The following is a 13,103-nucleotide window of genomic DNA, read 5'->3' on the forward strand; positions in this document are numbered from 1 at the left end:
CATGACCACCGACGGATTCACCACGTGTCTCTGGTTCGACGGCCAGGCCGAGGAAGCCGCCCACTACTACGTCTCCATCTTCAAGAACTCCGCCATCGGCGACATCGGCCGCTACAACGAGGCCGGTCCCGGCCCGGCCGGTTCCGTGCTGGCCGTGGAGTTCACGGCCAACGGGCAGAAGTTCGTCGGCATCAACGGCGGCCCGCAGTTCACGTTCAGCGAGGCGATCTCCTTCCAGATCCACTGCGCGGACCAGGCGGAGGTCGACCACTACTGGACCAGGCTCACCGAGAACGGCGGCGAGCCCGGCCCGTGCGGCTGGCTCAAGGACAGGTACGGCCTGTCCTGGCAGGTGATCCCCGACGGACTGATCGAGATGATCAGCGACCCCGACCCCGAGAAGGCCACCCGCACCACCAAGGCCATGTACGCCATGGGCAAGCTCGACATCGCCGCCCTGCGGAAGGCCTACGACGGCGAGTAGGGACCGGTCTGCGAGGGTGCGTCGGCGGTCCGGGCCTCGGCCAGGATCTCCCTGATCACATGCCGGGAGTTCTCCGCCAGCGGCGGATTGGTCTCCCAGTAGTACGGCAGCTGGATCAGCGAGATCGACAGTGCCCAGCCCCGGCCGCGGGCCCACTCGGCGTCGTCCGCGCCCACCGCCTCCCGGAAGGCGGCGCGGGCCGAGGCGGGCAGCAGGTTCCAGGCGACGATCAGGTCCACGGCCGGGTCGCCCACCCCGACGCAGCCGAAGTCGATCACCGCCGTCAGCCGTCCGTCCCGGACCAGCACGTTCCCGGGCATCAGGTCTGCGTGGGCCCAGGCGGGCGGCTGCGTGTGCCCCGGCGCCCGCAGTGCCTCCTCCCACAGGGCGGTGACCGCGGTGGTGTCGATCCGCCCCGCCAGCCGGGCGAGGGCGTCGCGGGTGGGGGTGTCCCGTTCGGCGAGCGGGACACCCCGCGGGTTCGGTGGCCCGCCCCGCGTCTCGATCCCGCGCAGGGCGGTGACGAACGCCGCCAGGTCCGCCGCCAGCGCCAGGGGCTTCTCGACGGCCCCGGCCACCGGATTGGCGCCGTCCAGCCAGCGGTAGACCGACCAGGGCCAGGCGAACCCCTCACCGGGTCGGCCCAGTTCCAGCGGCACGGGCGCGGCCACGGGCAGCGTCGGCCCCAGCCGGGCCAGCCAGCGCTGTTCGTGCGCCACGCTCTCGACGGCGCCGGGATGCCGGGGCAGCCGCACCACCTTGTCGGAGCCCAGCCTGAACATCGCGTTCTCGGTCCCGGAGGACGCCAGCCGCCGCACGGGCAGTCCGGCCCATCGCGGGAACTGACCGGCGACGAGCCGGCTCACCAGCCGGGCGTCGAGGTCGACCTCGTCCGCATGCATCTTCAGCGCGCACATGCGCACCATTGGAGGAGACCGGCCTCGCCGCTGTCCAACGGAAATCCAGACCCGCTCGGCCGCGATCAGCCCGGTGTGTGTCACCGCTTCCGCCGTGTGCTCCCGCGCGCCGGAGCGCTCAGGGGACACTTCGGGTCACCCGTGTGTTCGGCGCGCGAGCGGACGGCCGGATGGCTAGCGTGAGGAATCGGACAACCCGTCTCACCGGAAGGCTGCGGTCATGGTCGTACGTCCAGAGGGAATCCCTTGTTGGGCCGACGCGATGTTCAGTGACGTGGAGGGCGCCAAGACCTTCTACGGCGAGGTCCTCGGCTGGACCTTCGGCGATGCGTCGTCGGAGTACGGCAACTACACGCAGGCCTATGCGAACGGCAAGGCGGTCGCCGCCGTCGTCCCGCCGATGCCCGGCCAGGAGGGCCAGTCGCAGTGGTGCCTGTACATCGCCTCCCCGGACGCCGCGGTGACCGCCGGCAAGATCCGTGAGAACGGCGGTGAGGTGCTGATGGAGCCGATGCAGGTCGGTGACTTCGGCACGATGTGCCTGGGCCGCGAGCCCGGCGGCGCCGTGTTCGGCGTCTGGCAGGCGGGCGTCCACGAGGGCTTCGAGGCGCCGCCCGAGCAGCCCGGCGCGTACTGCTGGGCCGAGGTCTTCACCCGCGAACCCGAGAAGACCGACGCGTTCCTTCCGGCCGTGTTCCCGTACACGGCGAAGCAGATGCAGGACGACGCGGTCGACTTCCGGATGTTCGAGGTCGACGGCGACACGGTCCTCGGCCGCATGAAGATGACGGACGAGTTCCCGCCCGAGGTGCCGTCGTACGTCAACGTGTACTTCACGGTCGACGACTGCGACGACGCCGTGGCCAGGGCCACCAAGCTCGGTGGCGTCCTGCGCTTCGGACCGATGGACACCCCGTTCGGACGGTTCGCGGCGATCAGCGACCCGCAGGGCGCGAGTTTCTCCGTGATCGACGTCACGACCACCGCGGGCGACATGCCGCGGACCACGGAGGTGTCCTAGCCGCCCGGCGGGGCGTCGGCGCGGCCGTGGCATGATCGGGCACATGCGTGAACGAGTGGTGGCCGCGTGCGACGGGGCTTCGAAGGGAAATCCGGGACCGGCGGCCTGGGCGTGGGTGGTCGCGGACGACGCGGAGAACCCGGCCCGCTGGGAGGCGGGACCGCTCGGCAGAGCGACGAACAACATCGCCGAACTCACCGCGCTGGAACGCCTGCTGGCCTCGACCGACCCGGCGGTCCCGCTCGAGGTCCGGATGGACTCGCAGTACGCCATGAAGGCCGTCACCACCTGGCTGCCGGGCTGGAAGCGCAACGGCTGGAAGACGTCCGCCGGGAAGCCGGTGGCCAACCAGGAGCTCGTCGTCCGCATCGACGAACTGCTCGACGGCCGCTCGGTCGACTTCCGCTATGTGCCCGCCCACCAGGTCGACGGCGACCCGCTCAACGACTTCGCCGACCGCGCCGCCAGCCAGGCGGCCGTCGTCCAGCAGCCGGCCGGCAGCGAGCAGGGCTCCCCGGAGCCGCCGGCCTCGCCGGACACCCCGAAGGGCAAGTCCGCGAAAACCGGCCGCTCCGCCGGGGGCAAGTCTCCCCGGCGGAGCGGTGGTTCGGCGTCCCGCACGCTCAAGGCCAAGTTCCCCGGCCGCTGTGTGTGCGGCCGCCCGTACGCGGCAGGCGAGGAGATCGCCAAGAACGCGCAGGGCTGGGGGCATCCGGAGTGCCGTACGGCGGACGCCGACGCGGGCTGAGCGGCGGGCGGGTCACAGCACGACGCCGCGCCAGCCTCCGGTCTCCCGGCCGCGCTTCTCGATGAACTCCTTGAAGCGCTCCAGGTCACCCTTGGTCTGCCGCTTCACGAAGCCCAGCTTGTCGCCGACGGTCTCGGTGACGCCCTCCGGCTGGAACACCATCTGGAGCATCACCTTGGTGTGGCTGTCGTCGAGCCGGTGGAAGGTCACCACGCCGGCCTGCCGGGCCTCGCCGGAGACCGTGGTCCAGGCGACCCGTTCGTCCGGGATCTGTTCGGTGATCTCCGCGTCGAACTCCCGGCGCACGCCGTTCACGCTGGTCACCCAGTGGGTGAGCGTGTCCGTGCGCTGCTCGATGCGGTCCACCCCGCTCATGAACGCCGGGAACGTCTCGAACTGCGTCCACTGGTCGTAGGCCGTGTGCACGGGCACGCCGACCTCGATGGATTCCTCGACCTGCGACACGATCGTCTCCTCCTTCGTCCTGGTGCTTCGTCTCGTCGCTGAGTGTCCGTCGCGGGTACCCGTGACCTGCCGGGCAAACCGGCGGGTGACGATCAGTCGGTGTCGAAGGTGTAGTGGGCCGTGTGATCGAGCAGGTCCGCCGGGGTGGTGTCGTTCCAGGGCTTCATCGTCTCGTGGAGGTCGACGACATCCGGCGTGCCGCCGCCGGGAAGGTACGCGGACCCGGGGTGCCGGCGCTGCCACTGGGCCCACAGCTTGTCGATGTAGGCGTGGTGCAGCCAGAACACCGGGTCGTTGGGGGAGACCCCGGTCGCCATCTGCCCGCCGACCCACACATGGACCCGGTTGTGCAGGTTGACCCCGCGCCAGCCCTCCAGATGATTGCGGAAGCCGTCGGAGCCGCTGTTCCAGGGGGCCATGTCGTAGGTCGCCATCGACAGCACCGACTCGACCTCGGACCGGGTCGGCAGCGCGGCGACGCCCGTTCCCAGCGCGCGCCGGAGGTAGGTGCGGCCGTCCACGCGGACGTTGACGGCCCAGTTGCCGGCCGAGGCGGCGAACGGACCGTCCATCACCTGGCCGTCCCGGCTGCGCCCGCTGCCGCCGAGGAAGTCCGGTGCCCACAGCGAGGAACGCGGGGAACGGTCGGTGGACCAGTCCCAGTACGGCAGCGCCACCGAGGCGTCCACCGACTGGAGCGCCCGCTCGAACTCCAGCAGGAATCTGCGGTGCCACGGCAGGAAGGAGGGGGAACGGTGGCCGGTGCGCTCGCCGTTGTCGGTGTCACCGAGGATGAACCCGTTGTGCGTGGTGACGAAGGCGTCGTAGCGGCCGCTGCGCTTGAGCTGGAGGACGGCGGCGACGAAGCGCCGCTTCTCGTCGGAGGTCAGGGACGCCTGGTTCTTGCGGACGGTCATGTGCGGTGCTCCAAGTGTGCGCGGAAGTGGGGCGGTCGGCCGGTCAGCCGGCGGGGAACGGGACGAGTCGCGCGCCCTGGAGCTCGTCGACCGCGGCGCGGGCGGCGGCCCGCGGGGTGGGCACCGGGTCGTAGTGGCTGACCACGCTGATCCAGGTCCCGTCGGCGTTGCGCATCACGTGCAGTTCGACCCCGTCGACGTACACGCCGTAGCCGCCGCCGTGGTGGTGGCCGCCGCCGTCGGTGGGCCGGCCCTGTATTCGGCGGCCCTTGTAGACCTCGTCGAAGGAATCGGGGGAGCCGTGCGCGTCGTGGTGATGGTCGTCCGCCCGGGCGGCGGGGACAGTGACCAGCGCGGCACCGGTGACGGCGGCCGCCGCGGTGAGTGCGCGACGACGGCTGAGTTCCGGCATGCGGGACCTCCTGGGGTGCGTTCGGTTGACGACCCCGTATGCCTATCGACCTGGGGGAGAAAGGGAGAAATCGCCCGAGAGTGGTTGGCTGTGATCAGGACAATCAATTACATGTCGTGCAATCTTGAACGAAGATGATCTTGTTGTGGACGGGGGGCCGGGCCGGGCGGAAGGGGCAATTCCTTTCCGTGAACGCACCGGTTCCGGTGATCTTTCGCGCGCCGGCCCCTCCGCGGTGGTGTGGCCCACGTGGGGAAAGTGGCGTGATCGGGCAGGTGGGGCGGCCAGGCGCGGGCGTCGGGCACTGCTACCCTGCGTCGTCAATCAACCACGTCTGGTAACTCCTGGGAGTGTGCGTGAAGGTCGCCTGTGTCGGCGGCGGGCCCGCCGGCCTGTATCTCTCGATCCTGCTCAAGCGGCAGGATCCGTCCCACGACGTCACCGTCCACGAGCGCAACCCGGAGGGCTCGACCTACGGCTGGGGTGTCACGTACTGGCAGGGGCTCCTCGACCGGCTGCGCGTCTGCGACCCCGAGTCGGCGAGCGCGATCGAGGCGGAGTCCGTCCGCTGGAACGAGGGTGTCGCCCACGTACGGGACCTGGCGACCCGCCAGCCGGGCGACGAGGGGCACGGCATCGGCCGGCACAAGCTGCTGGAGATCCTCGCCGCCCGCGCCCGCGCGCTCGGCGTGCGGCTGGAGTACGAGAGCGGGATCACCGCCGAGAACCTGCCGGACGCCGATCTCGTCGTGGCCGGCGACGGCGTCCACAGTGCCCTGCGCACGCACCACGCCGACGACTTCGGCGCCGAACTCACCCCGGGGCGCAACTCCTACATCTGGCTCGGCACCACCAAGGTGTTCGACTCCTTCACCTTCGCGTTCGTGGAGACCGAGCACGGCTGGATCTGGTGCTACGGCTACCCCTTCAGTTCCGAGCGGAGCACCTGTGTCATCGAGTGCGCCCCCGAGACCCTGGCCGGACTCGGCCTCGACCGGGCGAGCGAGGGTGACGGACTGGCCCGGCTCGAGAAGCTCTTCGCGCACATCCTCGACGGCCGTCCCCTGATCGGCCGTGCCGCCGCCGACGGCAGCACCCAGTGGCTGACCTTCCGGACCCTCACCAACCGCAGCTGGTACCGCGGCAACCTCGTCCTCCTCGGCGACGCCGCCCACACCACCCACTACTCGATCGGCGCCGGCACCACCCTCGCCCTGGAGGACGCCATCGCCCTCGCCGACGCCCTGCGGGAGAGCGCCGAGCTGCCGACGGCCCTCGCGCGCTACGAACAGGAGCGCAAGGCCGCCCTGTTGTCGCTGCAGAGCGCCGCCCGCTACAGCGCCCAGTGGTACGAGAACCTCACCCGCTACATCCATCTCCCCCCGGAGCGGATGTTCGCCCTGCTCGGCCAGCGCCACTCGCCGCTGCTGCCCTACGTCCCGCCCCAGCTGTACTACCGGCTCGACCGGGCCGCCGGTCAGCTGGGCGCCCTGCGCCGGCTCAAGCGCTGGCTGGGGCCGAAGCTGGCGCGTGGCGCGCACGCCAGGGCGCTGACCTCGCGAAAGTAGCCGGGAGGCGGTCGCGGCGGCCCCGAGGGGCAATGAGGTGAATGGCAATTCACTGACACGGTGAATTGCCATTCACCTCTTTTCTCCGTTTGATTCAGGCCGCTGGAGTGTCTTCGAGGTCGCTGACCGTCGCCGGTCTTCCGATCCCCCTGGGGGAACAGCCGCCCGTGCAGGGGCGCGCGGAACACCCTGTGCGGATCGAGCCGTTCCGGCACGGCCGCCGCCTCGTCCGACGCGGTGCCGAAGCTCGTCCCACGCGGTGCCGAAGGAGCCGGCACCGTCGTCCAGTGCACCTCCCCGTCGCTCCACGCGGCCTCGTCCGTGTACGCCCAGCCCTTCGACCACTCCACCCGGGTGCGGGCGTGCGTGCCGTCGTAGGTCGAGAGGCGGCATACGGCCGCCGTGTCGAACAGCGTCACTCACGATGGCGAAGACTCCCCGGTGGCGGCCCGGAGCGGCCCGTTCCGCACCAGGACACGCCGGATGACAGACTGACGTCATGGACGAGCGCGAATTCGGTAGGTCTGGTCAGCACGCATCCGTCGTCGGTCTCGGCACCTGGCAACTGGGCGCCGACTGGGGAGACGTCGACGACAAGGAGGCGCTGACCGTTCTGGAGGCGGCGGCCGAGTCGGGGGTGACCTTCTTCGACACCGCCGACGTCTACGGCGACGGACGCAGCGAGCAGACCATCGCCACGTTCCTGAGCGGCCGGCCCGACCTGCATGTGCTGGTCGCCACCAAGATGGGCCGCCGCGTCGACCAGATCCCCGAGAACTACGTCCTGGACAACTTCCGCGCCTGGAACGACCGCTCCCGCCGCAACCTCGGCGTCGACCGCATCGACCTGGTGCAGCTGCACTGCCCGCCCACCCCCGTCTACTCCAGCGACGAGGTCTTCGACGCCCTCGACACCCTCGTCGAGGAGGAGCGCATCGCGCACTACGGCGTCAGCGTGGAGACCTGCGCCGAGGCCCTCACCGCGATCGCCCGGCCGGGGGTGGCGAGTGTGCAGATCATCCTCAACCCGTTCCGTCTGAAGCCCCTGTACGAGGTGCTCCCGGCGGCCCGGGAAGCCGGCGTCGGCATCATCGCCCGCGTCCCGCTCGCCTCCGGCCTGCTCTCCGGCAAGTACACCAAGGACACCGTCTTCCCGGAGAACGACCACCGCGCCTACAACCGTCACGGCGAGGCCTTCGACCAGGGCGAGACGTTCTCCGGCGTCGACTACGCCACCGGCGTCGAGGCCGCCGTCGAGTTCGCCGCCCTCACGCCCGAGGGGTACACGCCGGCCCAGCTGGCGCTGCGCTGGATCATCCAGCAGCCCGGCGTGACCACCGTCATCCCCGGCGCCCGCTCACCCGAGCAGGCCCGCGCCAACGCGGCCGCCGCAAAACTCCCGGAGCTGACCGGGGAGACCCTCGCGGCGGTCCGCGACCTCTACGAGCGGCGCGTCAAGGAGCAGGTCGAGGGACGCTGGTAGCCGGAAACGGGGCGGCGGACCGAGAGAACCGCCGATCACGGGGTACTCGCCGGGAGAGAGGGGACCGACCACTCGACCGGGAGGACAGTACACGTGGCCGACACGGCGGCGAAGGCCGAGCAGCGCAGGGGGCGGGACGAGACCGAGGAGGAGAGAGCCGACCGTATGTGGGTGGAGCTGATCCAGGAGATCAGGGTCGCCCAGACGGGAGTGCAGATCCTCTTCGGCTTCCTGCTGACCGTCGTGTTCACCCCGCGCTACGCGGACCTGCAACACGTCGACCAGGTCATCTACATCGTGACCGTGGTCCTGGGAGCCTGCGCGACGGGCGCCCTCATAGGTCCCGTCTCCCTGCACCGCCTGGTCTCCGGACGGCGGGTGAAACCGCAGGCGGTGCGGTGGGCGTCCCGGCTGACCTTCGTCGGCCTGCTCCTGCTGCTCGCCACCATGACCGCCTCGCTGCTGCTGATCCTGCGTGTGGCCACCCACGACGCGTTCGTGCCCTATCTCGTCGCGGGTGTGTTCACGTGGTACGCGCTGTGCTGGTTCGTGCTGCCGCTGTGGACCCGCCGCCGTTACACGACGGACTGAGCCGCACCACCGGCTCCGGGCGCGGTGCGGGCACCGCGCAGCGCGGTGATACAGCTGCCGATGGCCTGCTGAAGCTCCTCCAGCTGCTGGACCATGTCGTCCTCGTAGAACTCCTGGGCGTCGACGTCGTCGAAGGTCAGTTCCTCGAACACCTTCGTCGCCCGCTGGAGGCTGCTGTAGAACTTCGTGCGCCGCTCCTGGACGCGCAGCTCGGGGTCGGCCTCGACGGTCTCCACGACCAGGCTCTTCATCGTGTCGTAGGCATCGCTCGCCCACTCGCCCGCGTCCTCGTCGTCGTTCAGCTCGTCGAGCAGCGAGAGGTGCCGTTCGGCCTCCTGGCGCAGCTCGACGGGCGCGTCGAGGGTCTGTCCGGCGGGCGTCTTGATCTGGCCGGACTCGGCGATCTGACGCACGTACCCGATGCGGTCGGCCGAGCGGCTCTCGGTGGCCACGGCCTTCTTGAGGTCGTCGGTGCGTACGACGTCCCGGGCCAGCTCGATCTGCAGGTCGGGGTCCTCCTTGATGCGGTCCAGGAGGGCGGCGCGGGCCGCTCGGGCGGTCGACGGGTCGGCGAGGATCGCGGCGCGCAGCGCGGTGGGGTTCTCCGCGACCTCCAGCGCCTTCGTCGGGCGGATGCCCTCGGCCTCGGCGGCCTCCGCGATGGCGGTACCGCGCTCCGAGCCGGCGCTGGACCGGGAGACGTAGTAGGTCAGCCACACCTCGGCGTCCGGCAGCTCGACCTCCTGGCCCGGCGCGAGCTCCTCGAAGTGCGGGACGAGACCGTCGTCCGCCGCCCGGTCCCAGGCCTTGTAGTACCGCATGACGCGCTCGGGGGAGCAGCCGGCCAGTTCGGCGAACTCCTTCGCCGACACCTTCGGCGTCTCGTCCGCGCTCTGCCCGCCCGGCCGGACGCTGCGCGCCACCATCAGGCCGAAGGCCCACCCGCCGGTCCGCGCGTAGACGCCGAACTCACGGGCGTCCCGGGCCACGAGGTCGGACAGGGGCGCGGGGGACGTCTCGGGGGACGTCTCGGGCAGGTCGATCGCCAGGGTCACGGATGACTCTCCTCTGCGGGCTGCTGGACGTAGGATCGGCACTGCGAAAGTGCAGACCGGCAGCCTATATGCACCTCTTGGCGATGCTTTGCCGGACCCGTGTGCGGGCCGGGCGGCCCGTCAGCCGAAGGCGCCGCGCAGCGCGGGCAGCAGGGTCTTCTCCGACCAGTCCAGGTACGCGGGCTGGGTGTCCCCGCCGATCTGCACCAGGGCGATCTCCGTGAACCCGGCCTCGGCGTACGGACGTACGGCCTCGACGAAGTCGTCCGGATCGTCGCCGCAGGGGATCGAGGCGGCGACGTCGTCGGGCGTCACGAACCGGGTCGCCGCGTCGAAGGAGTCCGGGTGCGGCAGTTCGGAGTTCACCTTCCAGCCGCTGCCGAACCAGCGGAACTGGTCGTGCGCCCGCTGCACGGCCGCGTCCCGGTCGGGGCCGTGGCAGACCGGAAGCTGGCCCACCCGCGGCTTGCCCGCGCCGCCGTGGCGGTCGAACGAGGACAGCAGGTCGGCCTTGGGCTCGGTGGCGATCACAAGGTCGGCGAGCCGGCCCGCGAGGGCGCACGAACGCTCGCCGGACACGGCGACGCCGATCGGCGGCGGCTCGTCGGGCAGGTCCCACAGCCGGGCCGAGTCCACGTCGTAGTGGGTGCCGTGCCGGGTCACATGCCCACCCTCGAACAGCGCGCGGATGATCTCCACGGCCTCCTCGAGCATCTCGTGCCGCACGTCCACGGAGGGCCAGCCGCCGCCCACCACATGTTCGTTGAGGTTCTCCCCGGAGCCCAGGCCCAGCCGGAAGCGCCCCTCGGACAGCAGCTGCATCGTGGCGGCCTTCTGCGCCACCACCGCCGGGTGGTAGCGGAAGGTCGGACACGTCACGTACGTCATCAGCGGAATGCGTGACGTGGCCTGGGCGGCGGCGCCGAGCACGCTCCACGCGTACGGCGCGTGGCCCTGCGAGCGCAGCCACGGAAAGTAGTGGTCCGAGGTCACCGAGAAGTCGAAGCCCGCCTCCTCGGCACGCACCACGTGGTCGACGAGGTCACGAGGGCCGGCCTGTTCGGTCATCATCGTGTATCCGATTCGCACCATGGGGGCCGAGTCCCCGGCCGCCGGGGGCGGAAACAGGTGCCCGTGACCGGAAACAGAGCCGACGCGGCCCTCGCACTGCGCCTGGCACACCTCGCACTGCCTGTTGCCCCCGGCGCGCCCGCGCCGCCCGAGCGCGGCGCGCACTGGTCGGGCGCCGAGTTCACCCCCGGCGGCGGATTCTGCGCCGACCAGCCGGAACTGACCGGAGCCGTCGTCACCGCGGGCCCCGACGGCTGGACGCTGAGTCTCGTGGAGGAGCCGGGTGCCCGGCGGCTGGTGCTGCCCCTGGGGACCGGCGGCCGACATCCGGGCGAGGAGCCGCCGCCCACCGCGGTGAGCGGCGGCTGGACCGACGGCGACACCCTCGCGGTGCACGTCGTGTTCCTCGAGACCCCGCACCGCCTGCGGGTGACCTGCTCCCTCGCCGACCGCACGTTCACCGCCCGCTGGGACACGAAACCGCTGCACGGCGCCCCGCTGCGCAGGCTCCGCGCACCGCGCCGGTCGCCCCGGTCAGGCGGCTGAACCCGGCCGGAAGGTCCGCAGGAACGTGTCCAGCGCCTCGCGGTTGGCGCTCTTGCCCCAGTCCGCCGCGGGTGTCGTCCAGCGGAGCGAGAAACTGCGCTGCCCGCCGAGGAGGAGACCGCGGCCGAACGTGCGCACCCGGGCGCCGTCGACGTCCACGAGCCACTCCATGTCGGCGGCCTCGTAGCCCTGGTACGTCGTCGCCTCGATGTCGCCGAGCCGGCGGAAACCGTCGTCCTTCTTCAGGTTGGGCTCGACGTCCTCGCGCCACACGGCCACCGGGTCCGGTCCGGCGCTCTCGCTGTAGGTCACCGCGAGGGTGCGCGGATCGCCGGTCGCCCCGAAGGTGACGCGATACGCCTCATCGGTGCCGCGCTTGGTCTCCAGCGGCTTCCAGCCCTCGGGGAGCGCGACCGAGAATCCCTCGGGCGCGCGGTACACGCGGTAGCCCTCGGGGAGGGCGTCGGCCTTGGCGGGCGCCGAGGGGGAGGATTCCGGGGACTCGCCGGGTGACGGGGTGCCCGACGCGGTCGACGCGGTCGGCTCGGCCGGCGTCGGTGTCGCGGGGTCTCTTTCGCCGGCGTCCTCGCCGGGTGTCGCGGCGGACGCGGACGGCCGGGCCTGCGCGCCGCCCCCCGCGGTGTCGTCGGTGTCGGGCTGTTGGTGGGTCACGGCGAGGGCGGCCACGGCCACGGTGACGACGGCCAGCGCCGTGCCGGCCGCCATGGCCCGGCCGCTCCACCGCGGACCGACGTACCGGGCGGTGGCGCAGGCCCGCTTCAGCCGGGGGGCCTGCATCACCGCGTGCGGATCCTCGTCCAGCACCCGGGTGAGGGACTGGCGTACGACGGTCCTGGTCAGCCGCTCCCGGGAGTCCTTGCGCAGCAGCCCCTGCACGGTGGGGGTGAGCGAACCGGCCCGCAGCGGGGTGCGCAGCGGCAGCCGGTCCACGCCCTTCAGCGTGCTCTCGGGCCGGTCCCGGTCCCGGTACGGCGGACGCCCCTCGACCATCGTGTACAGGATCGCGCCGAGCGCCCACAGGTCGGCCGCCGGGCCGATCCGGTCGTCCCGGGCCTGCTCGGGGGAGGCGTACGCCGGGGCCGCCACCCGGGGGGCGAGGGTCGCGCCCGCCAGTCCGAACCCGGTGAGCACGAGGGGGCCCCGGGCCCGCACGAAGACCTGACCGGGGCTCAGCTCGCCGTGGGTGATGCCCTCGCCGTGCGCGACCTCGAGCACGTCCAGCAGCTGCAGCCCGATCGCCGCGGCCTTGGCCGGGCTGAACGCCCCCTTCTGAGCGAGGAGTTGACTCAGGGGCAGACCGTCGATCCACTCGGTGACGGTCCACAGGGAACCCGCCTCCTCCACGGCGTCGACGACCGTGGCGATCCGGCCGGGACACAGTCGCGCCATCGTCTCCGACATGCGCAGGACCCGGTCGGCGGCCTGGCGGCCCTTCTCCTCGCCCTGGCCGGCCGGCAGCCCGATCCCGGTGACCAGGCAGGGCCGGGCCGTCCCGGTGTCCTCGACGTACTCGCCGTACCAGCCGACGCGGTTCGTCTCCCGGTGGACGACGTCGAGCAGCCGGTACCTCCCGGCGACCCACTCGTGCGTGGAGACGTGCGTCTTGACCATGGCCATCCCTCGCTGAACCGCCGGCGCTCACCTTTCCCAGTGGTACGACCGGCGCGAGGGGGTCCGTTCAATTGGACCGCAACTCCGGTGTGATTCCTGTCTTTTATTCAAAAAAGGCGCCGCTTTGAGTCGAGTGCATGTACGAGAAAGGGAATTGCCGGGAGTCGCCGTGCGTCCGTCCTGCGGTGTAACC

General features: G+C 71.4%; 15 protein-coding genes. 7 read left to right on the top strand and 8 right to left on the bottom strand.

What is annotated here, in order from left to right; genetic code table 11:
* Position 1: 1 nt before the first annotated feature.
* Positions 2 to 484: a VOC family protein gene (locus QQM72_RS10215; RefSeq protein WP_314220499.1), complete on the top strand. Its 483-nt coding sequence runs from the start codon at positions 2 to 4 to the stop codon at positions 482 to 484.
* Here the strand turns inward: QQM72_RS10215 and QQM72_RS10220 are convergent.
* Positions 469 to 1,401: an aminoglycoside phosphotransferase family protein gene (locus QQM72_RS10220; protein ID WP_314220500.1), complete on the bottom strand. Its 933-nt coding sequence runs from the start codon at positions 1,399 to 1,401 to the stop codon at positions 469 to 471. The two genes, QQM72_RS10215 and QQM72_RS10220, sit on opposite strands and share 16 nt — an antisense overlap.
* A 220-nt stretch (positions 1,402 to 1,621) precedes the next feature.
* On the opposite strand from QQM72_RS10220, the gene QQM72_RS10225 reads away from it, so the two are divergent.
* Together QQM72_RS10225 and QQM72_RS10230 are read left to right on the top strand one after the other, a co-directional pair.
* Positions 1,622 to 2,422 carry a VOC family protein gene (locus QQM72_RS10225; RefSeq protein ID WP_314220501.1) on the top strand — a complete coding sequence of 267 codons (801 nt, stop codon included), beginning with the start codon at positions 1,622 to 1,624 and terminating at the stop codon, positions 2,420 to 2,422.
* Positions 2,423 to 2,453: 31 nt separating this feature from the next.
* Positions 2,454 to 3,170 (top strand): ribonuclease H family protein, encoded by a 717-nt coding sequence (locus tag QQM72_RS10230; RefSeq protein ID WP_314220502.1) that lies wholly within the window; start codon positions 2,454 to 2,456, stop codon positions 3,168 to 3,170.
* A gap of 12 nt (positions 3,171 to 3,182) precedes the next feature.
* Here the strand turns inward: QQM72_RS10230 and QQM72_RS10235 are convergent, their stop codons facing one another.
* From QQM72_RS10235 to melC1, 3 genes are all read right to left on the bottom strand, one after another.
* Positions 3,183 to 3,635 (bottom strand): SRPBCC family protein, encoded by a 453-nt coding sequence (locus tag QQM72_RS10235; protein ID WP_314220503.1) that lies wholly within the window; start codon positions 3,633 to 3,635, stop codon positions 3,183 to 3,185.
* Between the two features lie 92 nt (positions 3,636 to 3,727).
* A complete protein-coding gene (melC2, locus tag QQM72_RS10240) occupies positions 3,728 to 4,552 on the bottom strand; it encodes a tyrosinase MelC2 (RefSeq protein WP_314220504.1) in 825 nt (274 codons plus the stop codon).
* A 43-nt stretch (positions 4,553 to 4,595) separates the two neighbouring features.
* Entirely contained in the window at positions 4,596 to 4,964 is a 369-nt protein-coding gene (melC1, locus tag QQM72_RS10245; RefSeq protein ID WP_314220505.1) for an apotyrosinase chaperone MelC1, read from the bottom strand.
* A gap of 350 nt (positions 4,965 to 5,314) precedes the next feature.
* On the opposite strand from melC1, the gene QQM72_RS10250 reads away from it, so the two are divergent.
* Positions 5,315 to 6,532 carry an FAD-dependent monooxygenase gene (locus QQM72_RS10250; RefSeq protein ID WP_314220506.1) on the top strand — a complete coding sequence of 406 codons (1,218 nt, stop codon included), beginning with the start codon at positions 5,315 to 5,317 and terminating at the stop codon, positions 6,530 to 6,532.
* Here QQM72_RS10250 and QQM72_RS10255 read toward each other — a convergent pair.
* On the bottom strand, positions 6,442 to 6,951 hold the full coding sequence (locus QQM72_RS10255) for a cholesterol oxidase substrate-binding domain-containing protein (protein WP_314220507.1): 510 nt from the start codon (positions 6,949 to 6,951) through the stop codon (positions 6,442 to 6,444). The genes QQM72_RS10250 and QQM72_RS10255 overlap by 91 nt on opposite strands.
* 80 nt (positions 6,952 to 7,031) lie before the next feature.
* Here QQM72_RS10255 and QQM72_RS10260 point away from each other — a divergent pair, with 80 nt between their 5' ends.
* Both QQM72_RS10260 and QQM72_RS10265 read left to right on the top strand, forming a co-directional pair.
* Complete coding sequence (locus QQM72_RS10260) at positions 7,032 to 8,015, top strand: aldo/keto reductase (protein ID WP_314220508.1); 984 nt, start codon at positions 7,032 to 7,034, stop codon at positions 8,013 to 8,015.
* Positions 8,016 to 8,180: 165 nt separating this feature from the next.
* A complete protein-coding gene (locus QQM72_RS10265) occupies positions 8,181 to 8,606 on the top strand; it encodes a DUF6328 family protein (protein ID WP_314220804.1) in 426 nt (141 codons plus the stop codon).
* Here the strand turns inward: QQM72_RS10265 and QQM72_RS10270 are convergent.
* Positions 8,591 to 9,661: a hypothetical protein gene (locus QQM72_RS10270; protein WP_314220509.1), complete on the bottom strand. Its 1,071-nt coding sequence runs from the start codon at positions 9,659 to 9,661 to the stop codon at positions 8,591 to 8,593. The genes QQM72_RS10265 and QQM72_RS10270 overlap by 16 nt on opposite strands.
* A 120-nt stretch (positions 9,662 to 9,781) precedes the next feature.
* Complete coding sequence (locus QQM72_RS10275; RefSeq protein WP_314220510.1) at positions 9,782 to 10,753, bottom strand: LLM class F420-dependent oxidoreductase; 972 nt, start codon at positions 10,751 to 10,753, stop codon at positions 9,782 to 9,784.
* Positions 10,754 to 10,795: 42 nt separating this feature from the next.
* Between QQM72_RS10275 and QQM72_RS10280 the strand changes: the two genes are divergently transcribed.
* Complete coding sequence (locus QQM72_RS10280) at positions 10,796 to 11,278, top strand: hypothetical protein (RefSeq protein ID WP_314220511.1); 483 nt, start codon at positions 10,796 to 10,798, stop codon at positions 11,276 to 11,278.
* Here QQM72_RS10280 and QQM72_RS10285 read toward each other — a convergent pair.
* Positions 11,267 to 12,916, bottom strand: a complete 1,650-nt coding sequence (locus QQM72_RS10285) for a serine/threonine protein kinase (protein ID WP_314220512.1) — start codon at positions 12,914 to 12,916, stop codon at positions 11,267 to 11,269. The two genes, QQM72_RS10280 and QQM72_RS10285, sit on opposite strands and share 12 nt — an antisense overlap.
* Positions 12,917 to 13,103: the final 187 nt, after the last annotated feature.

It is taken from the genome of Streptomyces zaehneri, assembly GCF_032248645.1.
GTDB lineage: Bacteria > Actinomycetota > Actinomycetes > Streptomycetales > Streptomycetaceae > Streptomyces > Streptomyces coriariae.